This is a genomic window from Roseivirga sp. YIW32 (assembly GCF_057219245.1).
This window is the reverse complement of the sequence record NZ_JBXVVG010000001.1, coordinates 1,332,146-1,354,283: the sequence shown is the minus strand read 5'-3', so window position 1 is coordinate 1,354,283 and position 22,138 is coordinate 1,332,146. Positions and strand designations below refer to the sequence as shown.

18 protein-coding genes are annotated in these 22,138 nt (G+C 43.8%); 9 read left to right on the top strand and 9 right to left on the bottom strand.

Going from position 1 to position 22,138, the window contains the following annotated elements; all coding sequences use genetic code 11:
• The 3 genes from AC2D6U_RS06515 to AC2D6U_RS06505 form a co-directional block, all read right to left on the bottom strand.
• Positions 1 to 327, bottom strand: coding sequence for a DNA-directed RNA polymerase subunit omega (locus AC2D6U_RS06515; RefSeq protein ID WP_484720144.1), 327 nt, complete (start codon positions 325 to 327; stop codon positions 1 to 3).
• 2 nt (positions 328 to 329) lie between these two features.
• Positions 330 to 1,163 (bottom strand): outer membrane protein assembly factor BamD, encoded by an 834-nt coding sequence (locus tag AC2D6U_RS06510; RefSeq protein ID WP_484720143.1) that lies wholly within the window; start codon positions 1,161 to 1,163, stop codon positions 330 to 332.
• A 105-nt stretch (positions 1,164 to 1,268) separates the two neighbouring features.
• Positions 1,269 to 2,816: an OstA-like protein gene (locus AC2D6U_RS06505; RefSeq protein WP_484720142.1), complete on the bottom strand. Its 1,548-nt coding sequence runs from the start codon at positions 2,814 to 2,816 to the stop codon at positions 1,269 to 1,271.
• On the opposite strand from AC2D6U_RS06505, the gene tilS reads away from it, so the two are divergent.
• Entirely contained in the window at positions 2,815 to 4,155 is a 1,341-nt protein-coding gene (gene tilS / locus AC2D6U_RS06500) for a tRNA lysidine(34) synthetase TilS (protein WP_484720141.1), read from the top strand. The two genes, AC2D6U_RS06505 and tilS, sit on opposite strands and share 2 nt — an antisense overlap.
• An 83-nt stretch (positions 4,156 to 4,238) precedes the next feature.
• Complete coding sequence (gene mdh / locus AC2D6U_RS06495) at positions 4,239 to 5,159, top strand: malate dehydrogenase (RefSeq protein WP_484720140.1); 921 nt, start codon at positions 4,239 to 4,241, stop codon at positions 5,157 to 5,159.
• Positions 5,160 to 5,203: 44 nt separating this feature from the next.
• Here mdh and AC2D6U_RS06490 read toward each other — a convergent pair whose 3' ends face one another.
• Positions 5,204 to 5,722, bottom strand: a complete 519-nt coding sequence (locus tag AC2D6U_RS06490) for a toxin-antitoxin system YwqK family antitoxin (RefSeq protein WP_484720139.1) — start codon at positions 5,720 to 5,722, stop codon at positions 5,204 to 5,206.
• A 250-nt stretch (positions 5,723 to 5,972) separates the two neighbouring features.
• Here AC2D6U_RS06490 and AC2D6U_RS06485 point away from each other — a divergent pair, with 250 nt between their 5' ends.
• The 6 genes from AC2D6U_RS06485 to AC2D6U_RS06460 all read left to right on the top strand — a co-directional run bounded on the left by AC2D6U_RS06485 (position 5,973) and on the right by AC2D6U_RS06460 (position 15,741).
• Positions 5,973 to 8,516, top strand: coding sequence for a hypothetical protein (locus AC2D6U_RS06485; RefSeq protein WP_484720138.1), 2,544 nt, complete (start codon positions 5,973 to 5,975; stop codon positions 8,514 to 8,516).
• Positions 8,517 to 10,127 carry a mechanosensitive ion channel family protein gene (locus tag AC2D6U_RS06480; protein WP_484720137.1) on the top strand — a complete coding sequence of 537 codons (1,611 nt, stop codon included), beginning with the start codon at positions 8,517 to 8,519 and terminating at the stop codon, positions 10,125 to 10,127.
• A 3-nt stretch (positions 10,128 to 10,130) separates the two neighbouring features.
• Positions 10,131 to 11,273 carry a cystathionine gamma-synthase gene (locus AC2D6U_RS06475; RefSeq protein WP_484720136.1) on the top strand — a complete coding sequence of 381 codons (1,143 nt, stop codon included), beginning with the start codon at positions 10,131 to 10,133 and terminating at the stop codon, positions 11,271 to 11,273.
• A gap of 236 nt (positions 11,274 to 11,509) precedes the next feature.
• A complete protein-coding gene (locus AC2D6U_RS06470) occupies positions 11,510 to 11,878 on the top strand; it encodes a hypothetical protein (RefSeq protein WP_484720135.1) in 369 nt (122 codons plus the stop codon).
• 179 nt (positions 11,879 to 12,057) lie between these two features.
• Positions 12,058 to 12,402, top strand: a complete 345-nt coding sequence (locus tag AC2D6U_RS06465) for a hypothetical protein (RefSeq protein WP_484720134.1) — start codon at positions 12,058 to 12,060, stop codon at positions 12,400 to 12,402.
• Positions 12,403 to 12,561: 159 nt separating this feature from the next.
• Positions 12,562 to 15,741, top strand: a complete 3,180-nt coding sequence (locus AC2D6U_RS06460; RefSeq protein WP_484720133.1) for a WD40/YVTN/BNR-like repeat-containing protein — start codon at positions 12,562 to 12,564, stop codon at positions 15,739 to 15,741.
• Between the two features lie 45 nt (positions 15,742 to 15,786).
• Here the strand turns inward: AC2D6U_RS06460 and AC2D6U_RS06455 are convergent, their stop codons facing one another.
• The 3 genes from AC2D6U_RS06455 to AC2D6U_RS06445 are packed head-to-tail and all read right to left on the bottom strand — an operon-like array spanning position 15,787 to position 19,396.
• A complete protein-coding gene (locus AC2D6U_RS06455; RefSeq protein ID WP_484720132.1) occupies positions 15,787 to 16,863 on the bottom strand; it encodes a family 10 glycosylhydrolase in 1,077 nt (358 codons plus the stop codon).
• Positions 16,860 to 17,945 carry a carbohydrate-binding family 9-like protein gene (locus AC2D6U_RS06450; protein ID WP_484720131.1) on the bottom strand — a complete coding sequence of 362 codons (1,086 nt, stop codon included), beginning with the start codon at positions 17,943 to 17,945 and terminating at the stop codon, positions 16,860 to 16,862. Before AC2D6U_RS06450 ends, AC2D6U_RS06455 begins: the two co-directional genes overlap by 4 nt.
• Positions 17,946 to 17,998: 53 nt before the next feature.
• Positions 17,999 to 19,396, bottom strand: a complete 1,398-nt coding sequence (locus AC2D6U_RS06445; protein ID WP_484720130.1) for a sodium-dependent transporter — start codon at positions 19,394 to 19,396, stop codon at positions 17,999 to 18,001.
• Between the two features lie 178 nt (positions 19,397 to 19,574).
• On the opposite strand from AC2D6U_RS06445, the gene AC2D6U_RS06440 reads away from it, so the two are divergent.
• A complete protein-coding gene (locus AC2D6U_RS06440; RefSeq protein ID WP_484720129.1) occupies positions 19,575 to 20,828 on the top strand; it encodes a DUF819 family protein in 1,254 nt (417 codons plus the stop codon).
• Here the strand turns inward: AC2D6U_RS06440 and AC2D6U_RS06435 are convergent.
• Together AC2D6U_RS06435 and AC2D6U_RS06430 are read right to left on the bottom strand one after the other, a co-directional pair.
• Positions 20,825 to 21,088 carry a hypothetical protein gene (locus AC2D6U_RS06435; RefSeq protein WP_484720128.1) on the bottom strand — a complete coding sequence of 88 codons (264 nt, stop codon included), beginning with the start codon at positions 21,086 to 21,088 and terminating at the stop codon, positions 20,825 to 20,827. The genes AC2D6U_RS06440 and AC2D6U_RS06435 overlap by 4 nt on opposite strands.
• 31 nt (positions 21,089 to 21,119) lie before the next feature.
• Positions 21,120 to 22,076 carry an OmpA family protein gene (locus AC2D6U_RS06430; RefSeq protein WP_484720127.1) on the bottom strand — a complete coding sequence of 319 codons (957 nt, stop codon included), beginning with the start codon at positions 22,074 to 22,076 and terminating at the stop codon, positions 21,120 to 21,122.
• Positions 22,077 to 22,138 lie beyond the last annotated feature (62 nt).

Below are 22,138 nucleotides of genomic sequence, written 5' to 3'. Positions count from 1 at the left end.
TTAATCCTCTTCAGCAGCAGTTTCTTCTGCTTCTTTGTATCTATGATAAATTTCGCCATTCAAATATTCTTCGACTGCCATGGCTGTAGGCTTTGGCATTCTTTCGTAGAATTTTGAAATTTCGATTTGCTCCCTGTTTTCGAAGATCTCTTCTAAGTTGTCAACAGTTGTGGCAAATTCAGCGAGTTTGCTATTCAGCTCTTCTTTCATTGTGCCGGCTATCTGCTTCGCTCTTTTCGAGATGATTGCGACAGCTTCATAAATATTGCCTGTAGGTGCAGACAACTTGTCTGTGTCTCTTGTGATAATTGATGGGTTTGCAGCCATTTTTATAATGTTTTAATTCTATTCAATTCTTCTTTTGAGCGTTGGAAGTACTCTTCCACTTTGCTCATGTATTCGCTTTCGGGATATTTCACCCGGAATTCGTCGTAAAGATCGTACATTTTATCGAAACGCTCTTTCTTTTTACTTCTGATGCTGTTATCCGCTAGTTTAAAACTTACATCCACAGACAAATACAAGAGCTCTTCGTTGTAGTTAGAGTCAGGGAAGTCGTTCTTAAACGTTTCAAACGTGATCAAGGCAGCTTCTAAGTAATTTCGGTACGACAAGCCTGTAGTTAACCGATAATACAGCTTTGCGGTTTCATAGGCTTTCTTTTCAAACCTTACCTGTAGCTCATCGATCATGTCGTTTGCTTCTAAATAATGCTCGCTTGCGGGGTATCTGTTCAGGAAATTCTGCATGGCGACCACGGCTTCTTCCGAGCTGCTCTGATCTAATTCGGCATCAGGAGAATCGAGGTAAAGGGAGTAGGCCTCCATAAATTGCGCTTCTTCTGCAAAAGGACTTCTGCCATAAGTGCGGTAAAATTCTTTGAATTGGTAGGCGGCCAATTGATAAAAGCCTAAGTAGTATTCACTATATGCCCAGTACAATAAGATCTTTTCGCTCTCCAATGAGCCCCTGTAGTAAGGTGTTACCCGTTCCAAGTACAATTTGGATTTATCGTACCGACCTTGTTCGTAATAGGCCACTGCTGCCTGGTACAATTCTTCATAATCGTTGCTTCTTTCAATTTTTGTGATGCGCGTCGTGCTGCAGCTCATCAGAAAGACTGTAAAAAGGCCAAAAATGAAGATTTGGACGGGTTTTTTCATAAGCCTGCAAATTTACCTGTAATGTTTTACAAATCCAATGTATTGATTTGGGCAATGACGCAAAGAAAAACACTTTGAAAGAGAATAAATTGCCTTTAACTGTATTTAACGATCATACCGCAAATGCAGCGCCACCTCCCGTAACTTAGGCTTTTCCTCCACACGCCATGCAAAGCCTCGCAGGCGTTTATCTGGGCCTAGGATCTCTGTTGGGGGAATGAGTCGTCCATCTATTTCTCTGTAGGCTTTTAATTCACTCACAAAGTTGTTCTTGAAATAGATGCCCATGTTGGAACACTTCATTTTATTCATTGAAGTTACTCCAGGGCTTTCCATCACGAAATAGATGCTTTCTCCATTGCCGTTGATGTCTGTATGATCAATACTTCCATTTTTGAAATAGACATCCATGTCCCTTCCTTTGATCTGGTTAAAGTTTTCAAGACTGTCTTTGCTGATCACAAATGCTTTTTGTCTCAGCACCATTTTGTCGATGCGGTTGCCTTTCACCTCAATGTGGATCGAGTCTGCACTGATCTGTGATTCATCACTCCAAATGACGGGGTCTTGAAACATGTAGATGGTGCTATCGGAAAAATTATAGCTCACGGAATCAGCAATTCCCTGCAGGTTACTTTTGTAAAGAGTTGCACCGTGATAGGCGAGAAGGTACTTCTGTTCTTCCTTCTGACTAGAAAAAAGTGTGTCCGCATTGATGAACAAGGAATCGCCATCGATAAGCTTTCTTAAATAGGCGTTCTCGTAGACCTTTCCATAGGCTTCTTCTTTATTGTAGACGCCCACGTCTCCGAAAATGGTCAATGAATCGGCCACCGAATACAACCTGATGTTATCAATACCTCGATAAACTTGCTTCAGATCGTCGGCGATCAAGGTGTCGGCTTTCATCGTGTAATCCGCGCTGCGTACTTCGCCCTGATAGACCTCAGCATATTGGCTTTCCGCATCATAAAGCAAGCCGTGCTGCGAGAGCAAGGTGTCACCATCGTTAGTAATGGCTTTTGTGAACCCGTAGGTTCTTGTTTTTCGACTCACCGTTTCATAGAAAAGTGTGTCCGTTTCTAATGTAAAGTCGACATTTTTTACTCTTACTGAATCAAAAAAATGCGCCAAGTCCTGGTCAGGATAGTATTCTCCTCTCAAACTGGTGACCTCATTCAATGGGTCGATCAGCTTACCTCCGCCTTCGTAATAACCTGTTTTTGTTGATCTGTCATAATCCAAGTAGTTGGTGTAAAGAACTCCCGAGCTGTCTCTTAAAATGACATTATCTCGTAACCTTGCCAGCCCAGTGCTTCCCTCGTACTCCATGTAATCGCTTTTTACGTCAATGGAATCTTCTGTATCGATGATGTTCACATGGCCAAAAGCTTGCGCTGAGTTGGATGCTTTGTTGAGGTATGCTGAATCGCAAAAAATATTAGTCGATCCCTGTACGATCCACACATTGCCGATAAGCTTTTGGATGGGTTGACCTTCAATAATGTCTTGCGCTAACTTTTCTGCCCGTTTCAATTGTACGCGTGTCTGTCCGAAGACGGATAGCCCAAGGAAAGAAAGAACAGTAAGTAACAGGTATCGCTTCATGCTAAGGAGCGCCAAAATTAGCGAATTGTCGTATTTTTGAATCATGCTTGAGCGCTTTTTGCAGTGTATCAAAAAACATGCCCTCTTTCTACCCACAGATAAGTTATTGGTGGCGGTCAGTGGAGGTGTGGACTCAATAGTTCTCTGTGAGTTGCTAAAGGCATCACAGCACCGATTCGTAATAGCCCATTGTAATTTCAATTTACGCAACCAAGACTCCAGTCTTGATGAGGAGTTTGTAGAAACCTATGCTCGAAAAATCGATGTTCCTTTTTTTTCTGCCTCTTTTGATACGCGTGCATATGCTCAGCAGCATAAAATTTCTACCCAAATGGCGGCCAGGGAACTCCGCTACGAGTGGTTTGAGCAACTTATGAAGGAAGAAGGGATTGATCATCTCTTGACAGCGCATCATAAAAATGATCTTGCCGAAACGATGTTGCTAAACATGACAAGGGGTACATCTATCAATGGCCTGGCGGGTATTCCCATTGCAGAGAAAGGCCGGATCCGTCCCTTGCTGCCTTTTACCAAGTCAGAGTTGCTGGGTTATGCCGTTAACCACCAAGTCAAATGGAGAGAAGATCTTTCCAATGCAAGTACAAACTATCGAAGAAATAAGATCCGGCATGAGATTGTTCCGGTGCTGGAGGAGATCAATCCGGGATTCTTAAAACAGATAGAACGGTTAGCAGAAAAGAATCAGGTGGTCAAACAGGTTTTTGGAAAGCACATGGATGCCTTGAGGGGTTCCTTGTTTGATGAAGTGGATGATACAGTCATCATCAACAAAGAAGCGGTGCAAAAAGCACAGGTCTCAGCTTTCGAATTGGAAGAACTCTTGCTTCCTTATGGATTCAACTACGATCAATGTGCAGCCATTCTTGAGGGACTTGATGGCAGGTTGGGAATTCATTTCGAGTCTGAACATTATGAGTTGTTCGTGGAGCGGAAGGACCTTCGGTTGATTCCCAGAGGCCAAAAAGATCAATTGACCTATACCATCAACGAAGGGCAGTCTTCTATTCCATTTGGTGTTGGCTATCAACTCGAAAGGCTGAGTGCTCAGGGATTGACCATCGACACCAATCCGAAAAATGCCCTTTTTGATTGGGGAAAAATCCGTTTTCCACTGCATTTACGGCCTTGGCGACAAGGTGATAGGTTTCAGCCCCTAGGCATGAAAGGGAGTAAATTAGTGAGTGATTTTTTGATCGATGAAAAAGTGCCCTTGAGCCAGAAGGGTAAGGTGTACGTATTAGTTTCCCATGATGAAATTATCTGGGTAGTTGGCTACCGTATCGCAGAGCACGCCAAGGTAAGGACTAATACCAAGGAAGTCCTCTATATTTCAAGTCAAGGCGGGCTTTCCTCGACACATTAATATATGGCGTCTGGGTTTTTATTTGGGCTGTTCACTTCTTACCTTTGCCCCGTTAATCGATCCTCAATTTCAAACAGAAAAACATGAAAGTTACCGTAGTAGGTGCCGGAGCAGTAGGTGCCAGTTGTGCAGAATATATCGCTATTAAAGATTTTGCTTCTGAAGTCGTTTTGATCGACATCAAAGAAGGCTTTGCTGAAGGGAAGGCAATGGATTTGATGCAATGTGCGTCCTTGAACGCGTTCGACACCAAGATCGTCGGTACAACCAATGATTACAGCAAGACAGCCGGTAGTGATGTGGCCGTGATCACTTCAGGTATTCCAAGAAAACCCGGAATGACCAGAGAAGAGTTGATCAGTACAAACGCGGGCATTGTAAAGTCTGTAGCCGAAAATTTAATCAAGCACTCACCTGAGGTCATTATCATTGTGGTGTCTAATCCAATGGATACCATGACCTATTTGACGCATCAGGCCACTGGTTTGCCAAAGAATAGAATTATTGGAATGGGTGGTGCACTCGATTCTGCTCGCTTCAAGTACCGTTTAGCGGAAGCCCTAGAGGCACCGATCTCTGATGTGGATGGAATGGTTATTGGTGGTCATAGTGATACAGGAATGATTCCGTTGACACGTTTGGCAACTCGAAATTCAGTGCCTGTGAGCTCGTTCATCAGTGAGGAGCGAATGGAAGAAGTTAAGCAAGAAACCAAAGTAGGAGGGGCAACCTTAACGAAATTGTTAGGAACATCCGCGTGGTATGCACCAGGTGCCGCTGTTTCAGCAATGGTACAGGCCATTGCAAATGATGCCAAGAAAATGTTCCCTGCTTCTTGTTTATTAGAAGGAGAGTACGGCTTGACAGACATTTGTATTGGTGTTCCGGCTTTAATCGGAAGAAACGGAGTTGAGGAGATTGTTGAGATTGAATTGACAGCTGAGGAGAAACAGGAGTTGACGAATAGTGCTGAAGCCGTTCGAAAGACAAATAGCTTATTATAAACTAATATTGAATTACTTAGGAAGCCTCCAATTGGAGGCTTTTTTTATGGTTCAGGAATCAGGTTGCGGTAAATCTCCTGATCGTCGTGGTACAGTTTGAAATTTGATTGTTCTTCGATGGGCAGGTTTTCACTGCTTTTGTAAGGATTGCCTTGCTGATCAAAAAAGAGGATATAGCCATCGCCAAGCTTCTTCAATTTTCTTCCTGGCTTTTTTGCCATTCGAATGTCAACAACCTCTTCTCCTTGACCGTAGCGGTTACGCTCAACAGTCATGGTTAAATGCTGTGAACCGTTTTTGAAATAAAGTACATACTCTCCAAAGAGTTTTCCAAAGATGTAGTTTCGTTCGGCCTTGATGGTGCCATTGGGAAAGAATTCAATGGCCTTTCCATGAAGCCGCCCTTCCAATACTGTATAACGAAATTTTAACTGCTCGTTTTCATAATAATCAATGATCTGGCCATTGATCGGACGCTGATCTACTTGGTAAATTCCTTTATTGAAACTGACCGATTTGATGTTGTATTCTTTGGCTGAACTGCTTATGACTGAGAGTGTCAAGCAAGTGAATACAAAAAATATATGTTTTGCCAATCGAGGAGTTGTCATCCAACGCTGTGCTAAGTGAAAGTTAAACCCGATAATAAAGTTCTTGATTTGATAGGTGTCTACCAATAGTAGAAAATGTAAGATCTAACCGATAGTTTGTGGTTCGTACCGGATGGTGCTAAAATTGCCAGAGTTGTATTGAATCAATCCAACAAGCGTTACCTTAGCATTTGTATTTGGTCAAAAGAACAGCCTTGTTGAAGTGAATAGACTTAGACTTATAATTTGCATAACCACCTTTTGTTTATTGGTGTTCTCCTGTGACTTAGGGGAGATCCTAGAAAAACCTGAAGAATCCATTGCCTATGTCCCCCAAACTGCGCTTGCGGGCTTACACGTCCAAGATGTGGAAGGCTTTAGGTCTTCATTGCAACAAAACGAATTACTGAACCAGCAGTTTTTGTCCTTCTATGAGGCTCATGAAAGCGGCTTTCTTCATCCGGATTCTTTAAGTTCTTGGACGACCGAAATTCAAGACTTGACGGTTTCCTGGCATTCCGTAAGTGGTGACAAGTTGGCCCCTTTGGCCATTATGCATTTCAATCAGTCGCTCGAGCCATCTGCAATAGAGCAAAAGTTAACAGGACTTTTGGCCAACAAAGCGAACTTGACAAGCAAGTATTTTGATGATTATGAGGTTTGGTTACTTGAGTCGAATGGCAAGCAGTGGTCTTATCTTATATCGGATAATTTGCTGGTCCTTTCAACTGCAGAAATCTTGATCGAAGATGTTATCCGTAGCTTCAATGACACCGATTTTCGCTTATTCGAGAAACAAATTGTGGAGGGCTTGTTACAAAACAAGGTCTTTATCAATGCACCTCGCTATAACGAATTGGCAACCAAGTTCATGAAGGAGGTAGCGCCTTTTGTTTTTGAGGAGGGCGTCATGCTTTTCGATGTAGAGGTAACGCCGAAAGGCTTATCGTATAGCGGGGAGACCGTCGGGATAAACATGGCGAAAAATGACAATGCGCTGCTTTTTGGCGAGTCTTTTATTCCATTACAAGCTACAGAACTGAAGTGGCAAATGATTGAAGCGTCAAAAGAGGCCCTTATAGGTGACTTTATGGCGTTGGCCTCATTCGATGTGTTCGATCAATCAGAAACCCTGTATTTGCTGCCGGTTGAAGACAAAGAGGCATTAGTGCAACAGTTGGATCAGATGGCTGAGCAAGCAAAATTACCTGGAGATTCAACGGTTTATCAAGAAGAATATGCTTCCCAGACCATAGGCTATATTGGTAATGACTTTTTTCAGAAGCTAACGCGTTCGAAGGAGGAATACCTCAGTGATGGGGCCTATTATGCACTCACCAATGAAGGACTCATTTTTTCACCTAGTGCCGAAATGCTGAGAAAGAGTTTAGCCGCCCACTTCGACGAAACCACATACGGTCAATCTGTAGAAAAGAGGAGTTTTTTGGCCAGCTTGATTCAAGACAGCTACTTTACGACCATTCACAACTTCGAAGAAGGCGCCATGAATTCAGAACAGCTGCGTCCGAGATATGCCGACCTGGTAGAAGGCCTTTTGGAACAATTGAATTATTCCACCTTCCAAGTCAATGGTACCAATTCAGGGTTTCTATTTGCAGGAGAGGTGTCCTTTCAGACACGAGTGAAGATGGAAAAAGAGGTCTTTTCGGAAGAGCCGAGTCTATTCGCTAATGCGCTACTAGACCAGAAAGCCAGTACGCGACCATTTATCTTACGTAATCATTTAACGAATGCAAACGAGGTGGTTCTACAAGACGCTGGTCTACAGCTTTATCAAATTGGTCTGCAGGGCAGCATCAATTGGAAGCGTCAATTGGAAGCTCAAATTGCGACGGATATCGTTCAAGTTGACTATTACAATAATCAAAAGCTGCAATATCTCTTTGCGACTGATTCACTGGTGCACATTATTGACCGTAACGGAGATGAGATCGAGGGTTTTCCTAAGCCTCACGGAATAACGGCTTCCATAAATGGCCTAAGCTTGGTTGACTATGACAATACCAAACGCTATCGCTACCTTATCTCTGCCGGGAGGGGGGAGTTGTACTTATTTGATAAAGAAGTAAGACCTTTAGAAAACTGGACTCCGAAAACCTTGGATGCTCAACTGGCGGTTACTCCATTTCACGACCGCGTCTCGGGCAAGGATTTCTTTTTGGCCATTGAACGTTCTGAGACAATTCATCTCTTGAACCGAATGGCTCAGGAGTATTCGGGTTTTCCCATCAACCTTGAGCAACGTTTTTCGGGAGATCAATATTTCAAGAAATTACCGTCACTCGCCACCTCCTCTGTTGCTGTGATCTCAGACAATGGTTTGTTAAAAAAAGTGAACTTGTTAGGCAAGGTTATCGCACAAAAGCAATTCTTGAAAAAGGATAATCAGGACAGCTACCGCCTCGTGAATGATGTGCTAGGTAATGGCTTCGTCATCTTAAGGGCGAATAAAGGCGTGGCGACGGTGATGACGGAAGACGAAACGGAGTTGTGCACAATTCCACTGACCTCAAACAATTCGTCTGTTTTCTACTACCGTTTAGGAGCCGGGAAATCGGTTCTTTTGGTTTGGGATGAAGCCACTGCCAATGTTTCTTTGTTTGATTTAAAGGGCAATGAACTGTTGCAAGGTGTGAGATCCTCTTATCGACCATCGCTTCTTTATTTTAGTCGAGCGGGAAATTATCAATTGTTTACTAATTTCGATGGTCAAGTAAGAATCTATCAGTCATCAGCTGTTGAATAAATGAAACGAATTTCGGTCTTTCTTTTTTTGCTATGTAGTTTTTGGACACAGGCCCAACGGGATACGCTTCCTGATGTGTTTCTAAATCCTAAGGATGCGATTTATAATCACCTTTATTACCTGCAAGACGATACGTTCAATGATCTGCAATCAGCGAAGTCACTTGCCCGAACGAATTTGCCACGCTCCAAACGAGCAGAGTTGGCCCTTGAAATCAAACAGATCCTTGATGGTACGGCCAATTACATTGAGTTGGATGAGGTGCCTGATGATCCCGATTATTTTGATTCACTTTCGAATGAGCATAAATACATTTTAACTGAGGAATTTCCGCAGATCTATGTGCAGAAATATGGTCGAGTTTGGCTCTACTCCCAAGAAACTGTAAAAGCAATTGATGAACTGCATAACAAGTTATTTCCATTTGGAGCTAGCAAATTGCTCAAAGAGTTTAGGCCTTCGGAGGAGAACAAGTTTTTAGGAGTTTACTACTGGCAATACATTTTTGCGCTCGTTTTGATCGTAGGGCTACTGATCATCTATTACATCCTGCTTTTTGTTTTCAAACGGCTTCTCCTAAAAAAACTGGCAGACTTGGTCCATGTTGAAGTGGCGCAAAAGAAGCTGAGCCCTTTAGCGTCTCCATTGGTCTACATCATTGTATTGATGATCCTATTCCGGGCGATTCCTATTCTTCAAATGCCACCGTTTATCGGTCAATTCTTTTTAGGTAGCATCAAAGTGCTTTTTGTGGTGTTTGCCACCGGTTTTTTTCTCCGGTTAACAAATGTGGGTGAGTTTTACGGGGTGATCTTGGCAAAGAAGAGCGAAAGCACATTAGACGATCACATCGTTCCCTTGTTGGCGAAAGTATTTAAAGGAATCATTGTGGTTGTCGGGTTTATCGCCATGCTCAATGCTATTGGTGTTGAGATCTTACCGCTTTTAACGGGTATATCAATTGGTGGTTTGGCATTTGCTTTGGCTGCCCAAGATACGCTCAAGAACTTCTTTGGTTCTCTGATGATCTTTTTAGACAAACCCTTTCAGATCGGTGATTGGATCACAGAAGGGAATGATATTGATGGAACAGTGGAGGAGGTAGGCCTTCGGTCTACTCGTATCCGAACCTTCCGCGATAGCGTGGTCTATGTTCCTAATGCGCAAATTGCCAATGGAAGGGTGGATAATCATGGGCTGAGGCGATACAGGCGGTTTAATACCAGCATTAACATAACATATGACACTCCGGCACGAGTCATTGAGGTGTTTATCGAGGGCCTACGCCGGATCGTGGATGAGCATCCTGATACAAGAAAGGATTACTATAATATTTACCTGAATGATTACATGAACAGTTCATTAAAGATCATGTTCTATGTTTTTTTTGCTGTGCCGGACTGGCCCAATGAGCTCAGGTGTCGACAAGAGGTCATGCTCGAGATCAATAAGTTGGCGGAGCATCTCGGCGTTCGTTTTGCCTTCCCAACGCAGACATTGCACTTAGAGGAAATGCCTGGTCAGCTTTCTTTGACTCCGCACTACAAAGAAACAGAAGAGAAGTACCGGGCTCAGCTGGATGACTATTTCGAACAGAAAAACAAAAAGTAACCCATGGCAAAATTTGGCACCAAAGTAGTTCATGCTGGGGTACAGCCGGACCCATCGACAGGTGCCATCATGACACCGGTTTTTCAGACCTCTACCTATGTACAAACCTCTCCCGGAAAGCACGAAGGTTTTGCCTACGGTCGCTCATCGAACCCAACTAGGAAGGCTTTACAACAAAGTATTGCTTCCTTAGAGAATGCGGAGCATGGATTGGTCTTTGCTTCTGGTATGGCCGCCATTGATGCCGTGCTTAGGTTAATGAAGCCAGGTGATGAGGTGATCAGTGGAAATGATTTGTACGGCGGAACCTACCGCCTCTTTACGCAAATTTTCGCGGGGATGGGAATCCAGTTCCATTTTGTGGATATGCAAGACCATCTGGCAATTGGACGAGCGATCAATCCACGGACGAAGTTGATCTGGTTGGAAACACCCACCAATCCGATGATGTCGATTGTCGATATTGAAGGGATCGCTGCTTTAGCGAAAAAGCATCAGGTGTTACTTGCCGTAGACAATACCTTTGCTTCTCCGGCCTTGCAGCAACCCATTGATTTAGGTGCAGATATTGTCATGCATTCAGTGACCAAATACTTAGGCGGGCATTCCGATGTCGTCATGGGTGCCTTAGCGATAAACGATTCTATACTCACGGAGCAATTAACTTTTATACAAAATGCTACCGGGGCAATTCCTGGCCCTCAAGATTGCTTTCTCGTACTAAGGGGAATAAAGACCCTCGCTATTCGAATGGAACGCCATTGTGAAAACGGCGAGCGGGTTGCGAACTATTTGAAAACACATCCTTTGGTCGAAAAGGTCTATTGGCCCGGTTTCACAGATCACCCGAATCACCAATTAGCAAAAAGACAAATGAAAGGCTTTGGTGGAATGATCTCGTTTACCATCAAAGGGGATGATCAAGCCCGTGCTTTTCGTGTGCTTGAGAGCTTTCAACTGTTTGCCTTGGCTGAAAGCTTGGGAGGAGTAGAGTCGCTTGCCAATCACCCCGCAACCATGACCCATGGAAGTGTGCCGAAAGAGGAACGCATAAAGATTGGCCTATTGGACTCACTCATCCGATTGAGTGTAGGCATAGAGGATGCTGAGGACCTTATTTCTGACCTCGAGCAAGCGTTAGCTTAAGCAAAAACTAGTGGTGTCCATTTCAGCGCCTTTCTACTAGGAATTTTCAGCGCTCAAAAATGACAGTTCATCCGTGAATTGTGCCGATTGGGAAAATAATATATTTTTTTAGTGGTTTAGACTAAACCTTTTCAGAACTTTGTCGTCATAATAGTATAGGGAAACAAAAGATAATTTTGGAACTCTAGAAATACTTAACCTAGACACAAAAGTAAAGTCAAAACAACAACACGGTCATGAGAAACGAGTTAGAAATGAGAAGAAAAGTATCGGCGATAGTCGCATTGGCACTTGCAATGGTGGTAACATTTTTCGCAGCGATTGATTCCTACGGAGACGCTTCGATCGATCCTATTAAGAAGGCAGAAGTTCAAGAAGCATTAGCTGATGCCTATGAATCAATTGTGGAGTATGAATACATCGCACCTGAAGAAATTCAAACGGTTGAAGTCATTAAAATCTTTAATGAGAACAACGAATTGATCAAAGAACTTGCGCTGACATCAGGTGATGTTATCGAGGATGAACAGACGCAGCAATTGATGAACAAAGCAGAGTTTTTAAGTGCTTACAGCAATACAAGAGTATACAGATTAGTGAATTGATTAGTTAGTAGATTAATTAAGGTTGATTAAGAAGGGAGCATTGCTCCCTTTTTAATTGGAATAATATTTGTCATGTAATCGATTGATAGTAAATAATCTATTGAATTAATAAATTATAACAAAATTATATATTGTATAAATAAATATAAACACTATATTGTATGTCTTAATCCGATACAATGAAAATCGTTAGTAAATATTACATGCCTGTTGTTCTAATGGGTTTGCTACTGGTGATCGGTGTCTCTGTTATTTATCATTATGATCAGGCAGAGGAAACAGTAATAATAAAAGGCCAAGTGCTTGAGCGGGCATACCAGGATGTTATTGCTGATGAAGACAAAACAACTGTCTATACGGAGGATGACATTAAGGTGATCAAGGTCTTTAGTGAAGATAACGAATTGATCGACGAGCGGGTATTAAGACCTGATGAGTTGGCTGATCGTGAGTTCAATCAGCTCATCAATCAATCTACTCTGATTGCAGAGTTCAACAACAGTGTGATTTACAGAGTAAAGTAAACATCATCCAAGATCGAAACATAAAGGAGCCTTAGCTCCTTTTTTTATTTCCATTCATGTAAAATTAATTCTGGTGCTTCCCTCTTGTGAAAGGACTTGCTAAATTCTACCTTACAAATAAGTCAACTGTATAAACTAAATAACATAACTATGACTCTAATGAAAAAAACTGTTGGGTCGTTGCTTTTTGCGCTACTTTTTCTGTTCTGTTCTATGCAGGATGTAGACGCACAGCGCAGAAACAGGAAGAAAAATGAGGAACCTCAAGCTGATCCGAAAACAGAGGTTTACAAAGGCATCGAGTGGCGTTCCATAGGACCATTCAGGGGAGGAAGAGCCTCTACGGTGAGTGGTGTAGTAGGAGAGCCCAATGTCTTCTATATGGGCGCTACCGGAGGTGGTGTTTGGAAGACTGACAACGGTGGTGCAACCTGGAAGAACGTTTCCGATGGATTTTTTGGTGGCTCTATTGGTGCCGTTGCGGTAAGTCCTTCAGATCCTAACGTGGTCTACGTGGGTCAGGGCGAACAAACTGTAAGAGGTAATGTGTCTTCAGGTTTTGAAGGCATGTGGAAGTCTACTGATGCTGGAGAGACCTGGACGAATATCGGATTAAAGGATGCCATGCATGTCGGCCGAATTCAGGTCCATCCTGAAAATCCAAATGTGGTTTGGGCAGCCGTAATGGGCGATTTGTTCAAGTCGTCAGAAACACGTGGAGTCTATAAATCAACGGATGGTGGAAACTCATGGAAGCGTGTGCTTTTTGCCAATGCTGACGCAGGTGCTGTGGATGTGACCTTAGATCCTAATAATCCCGACTACATGTTTGCCAGTACGTGGAGGGTTCGAAGAACACCTTACAGTTTGACCTCCGGCGGAGAAGGTTCTGCCATGTGGAGATCTACTGATGGGGGAGAGACATGGGAAAATGTCATGAATAAACGAGGCATGCCTCAAGGACCTATCGGAATCATTGGTGTAGCCATTTCACCAGCCAATCCAAATACTGTTTATGCGATCATTGAAGCCAATAAAGGCGGAGTGTATAAATCTACTGATGGTGGCGAAACATGGAGAAATACCAATTCTGATCGCGCATTGCGCCAAAGAGCTTGGTATTACTCAAGAATTTATGCCGATACACAAGACGAGGACAAAGTATATGTAATGAATGTGGCTTACCACGTGTCCGAAGATGGAGGTAGAACGTTCCAAGCCAGAAGAGCTCCTCACGGAGACCATCATGACCTTTGGATCGCGCCTGAGGATAACATGAGGTTAGTGATCGCTGACGATGGTGGTGCACAAGTTTCATACGATGGAGGTCAGAATTGGTCGACCATGATGAATCAACCTACTGCTCAGTTCTACCGTGTGACTACGGACAATGCATTTCCTTATCGCATTTATGGCGCTCAGCAGGATAACTCGACTGTGCGTATCAATCACCGATCTTTCGGTTTTGCAATTACGGAAAATGATTGGGAGTCTACTGCCGGTGGTGAATCAGCTCACATTGCTCCAAAACCAGATAATCCTGATATCGTATTTGGAGGTAGTTATGGGGGGTTCTTGACGAGAGTCGATCACGACAAAGGCATTGATCGCAACGTGAATGCGTGGCCAGATAACCCAATGGGACATGGGGCAGAGGATTATAAGTATAGGTTCCAATGGAATTTCCCGATTTTCTTTTCTCCGCACAACCCGAATAAATTGTATACTACATCGAACCATGTGCATGTGTCTTACGATGAGGGAGGTAGCTGGGAACTTATCAGTCCTGACCTAACGAGAGCAGAGCCTGACAAATTGGGTAAATCGGGCGGTCCGATTACCTACGATGACACCTCTGTTGAGTATTACGCTACGATCTTTGCAGCAGCAGAGTCTCCTTATGAAGAAGGACTCATCTGGGCAGGCTCTGATGACGGATTGGTGCATGTAACCCGTGACGGTGGTAAGAATTGGGAGAATGTGACTTCTCCAGATTTCCCTAAGTATTTAATGATCAATAGCATAGATCCAGATCCATTCGTGAAGGGTGGGGCATACATCGCCGGTACACAATACAAGTTAGGTGATTACGAGCCGTATCTGTACAAAACAAAGGACTATGGAAAAACCTGGACTAAGATCACATCGGGTATTCCAAATGATTACTTCACACGTGTGGTAAGAGCTGATCCAGAAAGAGAAGGATTACTTTATGCGGGAACAGAAAGAGGGATGTTCATCTCTTTTGACGATGGTGCATCATGGAAGCCATTCCAAATGAACTTACCGATTGTTCCGATCACAGATTTGACCATCAAGGAGAATAATCTAATTGCTGCCACACAAGGGCGAAGCTTTTGGATGATCGATGATTTGACTGTTCTTCATCAATTGAGTGACGAAGTCACTTCTTCAAATGCTTACGTATTCAAACCAATGGATGCGTACCGCCTTGGTGGAAGCAGCAGACGATTTGGTGGTGGTGGAAATGCTGCCCTGCTTTATGGACAGAATAAACCAGCCGGTCCGATGATCTACTACTATTTGAAAGAAGCACCAAAAGGAAGTGTTGAAATAGAGATCTATGACAAAAACGGTGACCTATTCAAGACATACAAGCAGAAAGCACAAGCAGGTTTGAATATGTTCAATTGGGACATGAGAGCCGAAGGTGCTGAAGGTTTTGAAGGCTTGATCATGTGGGCAGCTTCTGTTCGCGGGCCTGGTCCAATGGCGCCAACGGGTGAATACAAAGCCGTGATGAAGGCTGGTGACGAAACGATGGAAACAACCTTCAAGTTGATCAAAGATCCACGTTACCCTTCAACAGATGCTGATATTCAAGCACAGTATGATTTCTTGATCAAAGTTTGTGATAAGGTGACGGAGACGCACCAGGCGATTAAAGACATTCGTGAAGTGCGTGAGCAAATGAGCACCTTGATGGATAAGATCAAAGGCGATGAGCGATATACTGAAGTCGTGGCTGCGGGAGACACCCTAATGAAACAAATGACGACAATAGAGGAGGCGCTTTATCAAACGAAAAACAGGTCTGGTCAGGATCCGTTGAATTTCCCAATTCGATTGAACAACAAGCTTGCTGCGCTATTGGGCGTTGCAGGTAGTGGAGAATGGGGACCAACGAAACAGGCAGAAGAAGTGCGTGTACTGTTAACCGAGCAGATCGATGCACAGTTGGCGATCTTGTCTAGGTTGATGGAAAATGATCTACCGGCCTTCAATGATCTGGTTAAGCAGAAGTCAGTAGACGCGATCATTCTAAAGAAGAAAGTTGATTCGGATGAGGAAACGTCTTCGTCATCTGACAACAATTGACTCAATTGATTCATAAAAAAAGGGCTGCCATTTGGCAGCCCTTTTTTATTGGGTTGTACTTGCGCTGATCGTCGCGAGAAACGAATCATTCATCAGTCCATAATCGTATAGGGCGAGCCCCGCTGAACCACCAGCTTTGGCAGCCTCAATGAAATCTTGCACCTCCTCGTTGGTTTTGTCATGAAGATACTGTGCCGTATACAGCGGTATTCTTCCATTTAGGGCTTGGACCCCTTCGGCAGTTCCGCTTTGCACAAAACTCACAGGTTCATCATAAAACTTATAGTAGATCATGGGAAATACGAAGTCCAAATCCCACTCGTCCCATGCTTGTCTGACTAGTTTTCTTGCTCGAGTTGGGGTGGCGAAAACTGAAGCAGAAATCTTTTTCTCTCGCTCATGTACTCCCTCAGCGATCATATTGACTACCTGAGTGATGGAATCATACCGAAACTGTTTCCATTCCTCACTGCTTGATGGATCCTCTAGAGAAAGGGGGTCGAAGCCGTGTGCAGTGGCAAATTTATTTCGGCACGTATCGCAATAACAAAAGTCGAATTCGGCCATTTCATGATCTTGAATAAGGTCATATTTACTCCAAAGGCCTCGTGGTAAGATCACATCACAAAAGCGGATATAGTCGAGTTGAATGCCATCCAATCCATTGAGCTCAGTGACCTTCATCATGCGGTCAAAAAGATAGTTTTGTACTTCAGGTTTGTTTGGGCAAAGCCATTGGTAATAATCCACATAGGGCCTTACATCTAAACTCGAGTTGCCTTCTCTGCTGACAGCATACCATTCAGGATGCGCTTGTGTTTCTGTATTACCGGGTTGGTTCATTACCCACATCCAGGCATGGATCTCTAAGCCATATTTCTTGGCGATGGGAATGGTCTTCTCCAATACGGATTCACCACCTCCACAGAGCACACCATGAAAGCCAGCATCTGCTAGTCTTTTGAATTCTTGGTCCCATTGCGCCACTTCTTTGTTTCCGCCGGTCCATACCCATAACTCGAAATCGTTCGATGTCGACTCACAACCTGTGAGTAGAGAAGGAAGGACCAAAGCTGCTCCAGTACCCAATCCCAATTGTTTTAAAAATGTCCTTTTTTTCATTCTCTGATCTCCTTCCAGATTTTCCCTGTATGGTCTAAGTGCCACAATAACATCCTGTCCTGTGGATGTTGCATAATGAGGTGATAGGTTCGTTCGTCACCTCTCATGTCCCAAACGATCTCGTCACCGGTAATAAAGCGCTGAACACTTAGTAGGCTGTCTGTTGTGGTTTTAAAGCTTTTGTGTTTCTTGTAGTGGTTTCGCTGATTGCGATGGATCTCATATAGTCTTTGCCGGATTTCTTCTGAAAGAAAGTCAGCATAATAAGCCTCGCTCGCGTGTGCTTCTGTTTTGAAGACGACCGTACCCCAAAACTCAGGTTCGTGCATGGCTATTGCCCGCTGCGGCGACCATACCCAATTCATTTCCCTTTTCGGTTTGCCTGTGGCATCATCGATTACTTTGACATATTCTTCTTCAACGATTTCAGTTTCCCATTGAACGCGTGAAAAATTCACACGCCAAACATGGTCATTCTCCGGTGGCCAATCTGCAGAGGTAGTTTCCCCGAATGAATTCCAAGGAATGGCCATTTCAACGACCCAACCTTCGTCTTCATCACTAGGGTCGTTCAGTGTGCCCTTGATGTGGACTGCCGTTTTTAGCCCTTTGATATCGTACTGATGCAGGGCATTCCCATTGTCGCGATAGGGCTTGGTGAGGAAGAGGTCCCAGACAGTGTTGAATGCATTGAGTTCGATCTCGGTATAACCGTGCGTGTCACCATCCGGATCAATGAAGACTTCAAAGTCATTGTCGTAGAAGATGATGTCATCGCGTTCGGTTAATTTTGCCCAAACATGCGGTTCTTCAAGTTCTGCCAGAATATAGAAATAGGCGCTGTCCCAGAGCATTTTCACTCGGGTGTCGAGGTATGGGTTTGGGTTTCTAGCTCCTTCGATATCAACGAAATAACTCGACCACTCAGCGTGTGTCCATAGGCTATCCATGAGGCCATCAATGGAAATGGAAAGGGGAGGTACTTCTTTACAGATGTACATCCTATTTTCCACAATTCCAGACTGTCCCTGGCAAGTTGATAGCGCAAATAGCGCGAGGAGTATGTAGGTAAATTTTTGCATAAAAAAATCCTTCCAAGTGAATGGAAGGATTGAATATCTTAAATTCTTCTGAATCAAATGAGATGAATGCCAAAGAATGTGCCTAAAACAGTTAAAATGAAGATCACACCGAGCGCCAGTGGAGCCACGTAGGAGATCGTAAAGTTCAGGTACTTTTGAAGGAATGAACCTTCATAGCCCGGGTTACCCTCTGATAGTTCAGCATCCAAATTGTGTTTTTTCCAAACATGAGCGGCGAAGAAAACGATCAAACAGCCGCCTAAGGGTAGCAACGAATCGTTCGCTACGCTACCAATGAACCCAAGGAAACTGGTTGGTGCATCTGCTCCAATGTAGGTGATGAAGTTGGTGAAGAATTCTGAGTAACCATTGCCAATCAATGAGGGAATACCGATCAAGTAAATGAGTCCGGCAACCATCCAAACGGCTCTGTTTCTTCTAATGCCTTTTTCATCAACTACGTAGGCGACAGGTACTTCGAGCAAAGAAACCGTCGACGTCAGTGCGGCGAAGCAAAGGAGTATAAAGAAGCCTGCACCTACTACGGCGCCAAAAGAACCGATCTGTTCAAATACTTTCGGTAGGGTAACGAATATCAAATCCGGCCCTGCGGTAGCCATTTGACCATTGCCAATATTACCCTGCGTAATGAAGCCCAACAAAGGGAAAATGAGCATACCTGCCAATACCGCCACACCAACGTCGGCCAGTGTGATCAAAGCCGCAGAGCTGATGATGTTGTCCTTTTTGCTTACATAGGAACCGTAAGTGATCAAGGCACCCATTCCCAACGACAAGGAGAAAAACGCTTGGCCTAATGCATTGTACATCACAACGCCATTGATCTTGGAAAAGTCTGGAAGAAGGTAAAAGGCTAAGCCGGCACCTGAATTCTCAAGCGTAAATGAGTAGCCGATAAGCACTAACATCATGATGATCAATGCTGGCATTAAAAACTTAGCGGCTTTTTCAATACCCCCTGAGATGCCTTTGGAAACGGTGTAGGCAGTGACTGCCATAAATACTAAACCATAACCACCTACTTTAAAGACTTGCATCTTGAATTCAGAGAATTGTTCGGCAACGCCAAAATTCGAAGTGGCCATTTCAAAAATGTATCCAAAGGCCCAGCCCGCAATGACATTGTAAAAAGAGAGGATCAAGAAACCACTGAGAATCCCTATTTTACCAACGAAGTTCCATTTTTGAAAACCGAGTGCATTGAAAGCACCCACTGGGTTTTTCTGCGTTTTTCTTCCTATGGCGATCTCCGTCACCATGACAGGGAAACAAAGGATGAAACAGAAAATTAGGTACATCAACACAAACGCACCGCCACCACCGGCGCCTACTTCTGCGGGGAATCCCCAAATATTACCTAAACCTACTGCTGAACCTGCAGCTGCAGCTATGAATCCTAATCGACTTGAAAAACCTCCTCTGGTTGCCATACCCATTATTTAAAAACTCGAATATATAGGATTATTCTTTCCTACATGAACCAATTGGTAAAAAAGTCCAGCACCTTATCTTAACGGTTGCCCTGCTCCATGAGCAATCGATAGATTTGAACAGATACGATGCCGCGAATCTTCAGTTTTTCCTTATCATTGGATTTAAGTTTTGCCTATGGAGCCTTTTTTTACTAATGATGCGATCGTTTTTGGCCTCTTGATGCTTTTAGTGGCCTGGGTATTCAAAACCTCGAGCTCAGATAAACCCTTTTGGAAAAAGTTCTACACTTACGTGCCCAGCATTTTGTTATGCTATTTCTTACCGGGTTTGCTCAACTGGCCGCTTGGCTTGGTCTCCGGAGAAGAGTCTAGGCTCTATTTTGTTGCTTCACGTTACCTGCTACCAGCCAGTTTGATCTTGCTTTGCTTAAGCATTGACTTGAAAGGTATTTTGAATTTGGGTCCCAAGGCCTTGATCATGTTCTTTGCCGCCACCGTGGGTATCGTGTTGGGCGGACCCATTGCTATTTTTCTGATTTCGACCATTGCTCCGAGTGTTTTGGAAATTGGGGGAGGCGAGGAGGTCTGGAGAGGGCTTTCGACAGTTGCTGGTAGTTGGATCGGTGGGGGAGCCAATCAAGCGTCGATGAAAGAAATCTTTGAAGTGAGCGATGATTTGTTTGCCACCATGATCGTTGTGGATGTGATCTGCGCTAACATTTGGACTGGTTTCTTGCTCTATGGAGCGAGCATCAGCCATAAGGTAGATCGTTGGTTAAAATCAGATACCAGCGCCATCGACGACTTGAAGAAGCGTGTAGAGGATTATGCAGCCAGCATTGCAAGGATTCCGACACTGTCTGATGCCTTCATGATCATTGCGATCGGTTTTGGAGGTACAGCCTTAGCGCACTGGGGGTCCGATTTGATCAGCCCATTTATGGAAAGTAAAATGGAGTGGCTCGAACGTTATAACTTGAGTTCATTGGCATCCGGTTTTTTCTGGATCGTGGTCATTGCCACTACGGTTGGGGTCGGTTTGTCTTTTACAAAATTCCGCAGCTATGAAGGGGCGGGTGCTTCTCGCTGGGGTTCGATATTCATTTTTATTCTCGTGGCGACTATTGGCATGAACATGAATGTGGGGGAGATTTTTGATAACCTCGGCCTGTTCTCTATAGGCATCACATGGATGCTGGTGCACGTGATCATCATGATCGTCGTAGCGAAACTCATCAAAGCGCCCTTCTTTTTTGTCGCGGTGGGCAGTCAGGCGAATGTTGGAGGGGCGGCTTCAGCTCCGGTAGTGGCATCAGCTTTTAGTCCTGCATTGGCTCCTGTAGGAGTATTATTAGCAGTGCTTGGGTATGCGTTAGGCACTTATGGCGCTCTACTATGCGCACAATTGATGTCAAGCGTTTCTGCTTAGTCTTTGCGGTTACCGATCTCCTTCAGGATTTTTTTACGCATGCTGCCGAATGTAAGCAGCGGATAGACGATACCTGCCAACAATAAGATAGGTATCATTTGATAACCACTTCCTCCGCCTTTGGCGTAAGTAACACCTGCGATAATGGCAGCAAAGAGAATAGACATGATCATCATGCCGAATTGGATCTTTTTGTAACGGTTTGCTTTGTTGTTCAATTCCTCAATAGAGAACTGCTCATATTCATTTTCCCTAGCCATGTGCTATAAAGCGAGTTCTGAATAGAATTGTTTAGTAGGTTTCCAAAATCTCGAAGAGCTCATCAAGTTTTGGAGTGAGGATGATCTCTGTCCGGCGGTTGAGTGCTTTATTTGAAGCAGAATCGTTGCTTGCCACCGGGGCAAATTCACCTTTTCCTGCTGCGGTGATAATGGATGGGTCGAGCCCGTTGTTGGTGAGAATGCGTACAATAGATGTAGCTCTCATGACACTGAGATCCCAGTTGTCATTCATGTATTGCGTTCCACGTCCAATGGGTACATTGTCGGTATGTCCTTCTACCAAGACATTCAAATCTTGGTTACCTTTTAATGCTGCGGCTAATTGTTTTAAAGCATTTTGGCCTGCTGCATCTACTTTTACGCTTCCCGATTGGAAAAGAAGTTTTTCAGATAAAGAGACATACACCTTGCCATTTTTCACTTCTACGGTTAATTCATCATTGTTGAAATTGAGTAAAGCATCAGTCACTTTCCTTTTCAATTCTTGAACGGCAGCATCCTTTTCAGCGAGTACTTTTTCCAATTCCAATACGCGCTGTTCACGTTTGGCCAGGTCTTGGGCTAACTCTTGATTCTTTTTACGTTCAATTTCCAGATCATCTTCGATGGCCAATAAACGCTGTTGCTGTTGTGCCAAGTCTGAGTTCAACTCTCCGCTATTGGCCAACAGGTTATCATAAAGTTGCTTTATTCGATTGTATTCACCCTGAGTGCTTTCCAATTCCCTGCTCAATAGCTCAATGTCACTTTTTTGAGCAGTGGTCTGACCCTTCAGGTCGTCTACTTGTACTTCAAGTCGATCGATTTTTTCCTCAGTGATGGCCAATTCCTCTTGCAGTCTGGTGTTTTCGTTTTCGATGGCGTTTTTCTCATTTGAGAGCGCATCGAATTCTTTCTGTGCAACACAACTAGCCAACAAAAAACTCGATGTTAATCCTATAAAAACTATTGAAGCTAATTTTTTCATAACACTGGTGAACGTTTGTTCAGTAAATATAATGTCTTTCGATACAAGGCAATCCTACTTCG

Excerpts from the sequence above, each read along its gene's own strand:
- AC2D6U_RS06515 (WP_484720144.1), bottom strand. The coding sequence starts at position 327 with ATGGCTGCAAACCCATCAATTATCACAAGAGACACAGACAAGTTGTCT.
- AC2D6U_RS06510 (WP_484720143.1), bottom strand. The coding sequence starts at position 1,163 with ATGAAAAAACCCGTCCAAATCTTCATTTTTGGCCTTTTTACAGTCTTT.
- tilS (WP_484720141.1), top strand. The coding sequence starts at position 2,815 with ATGCTTGAGCGCTTTTTGCAGTGTATCAAAAAACATGCCCTCTTTCTA.
- AC2D6U_RS06505 (WP_484720142.1), bottom strand. The coding sequence starts at position 2,816 with ATGATTCAAAAATACGACAATTCGCTAATTTTGGCGCTCCTTAGCATG.
- mdh (WP_484720140.1), top strand. The coding sequence starts at position 4,239 with ATGAAAGTTACCGTAGTAGGTGCCGGAGCAGTAGGTGCCAGTTGTGCA.
- AC2D6U_RS06480 (WP_484720137.1), top strand. The coding sequence starts at position 8,517 with ATGAAACGAATTTCGGTCTTTCTTTTTTTGCTATGTAGTTTTTGGACA.
- AC2D6U_RS06475 (WP_484720136.1), top strand. The coding sequence starts at position 10,131 with ATGGCAAAATTTGGCACCAAAGTAGTTCATGCTGGGGTACAGCCGGAC.
- AC2D6U_RS06470 (WP_484720135.1), top strand. The coding sequence starts at position 11,510 with ATGAGAAACGAGTTAGAAATGAGAAGAAAAGTATCGGCGATAGTCGCA.
- AC2D6U_RS06465 (WP_484720134.1), top strand. The coding sequence starts at position 12,058 with ATGAAAATCGTTAGTAAATATTACATGCCTGTTGTTCTAATGGGTTTG.
- AC2D6U_RS06460 (WP_484720133.1), top strand. The coding sequence starts at position 12,562 with ATGAAAAAAACTGTTGGGTCGTTGCTTTTTGCGCTACTTTTTCTGTTC.
- AC2D6U_RS06455 (WP_484720132.1), bottom strand. The coding sequence starts at position 16,863 with ATGAAAAAAAGGACATTTTTAAAACAATTGGGATTGGGTACTGGAGCA.
- AC2D6U_RS06450 (WP_484720131.1), bottom strand. The coding sequence starts at position 17,945 with ATGCAAAAATTTACCTACATACTCCTCGCGCTATTTGCGCTATCAACT.
- AC2D6U_RS06445 (WP_484720130.1), bottom strand. The coding sequence starts at position 19,396 with ATGGCAACCAGAGGAGGTTTTTCAAGTCGATTAGGATTCATAGCTGCA.
- AC2D6U_RS06440 (WP_484720129.1), top strand. The coding sequence starts at position 19,575 with ATGGAGCCTTTTTTTACTAATGATGCGATCGTTTTTGGCCTCTTGATG.
- AC2D6U_RS06435 (WP_484720128.1), bottom strand. The coding sequence starts at position 21,088 with ATGGCTAGGGAAAATGAATATGAGCAGTTCTCTATTGAGGAATTGAAC.
- AC2D6U_RS06430 (WP_484720127.1), bottom strand. The coding sequence starts at position 22,076 with ATGAAAAAATTAGCTTCAATAGTTTTTATAGGATTAACATCGAGTTTT.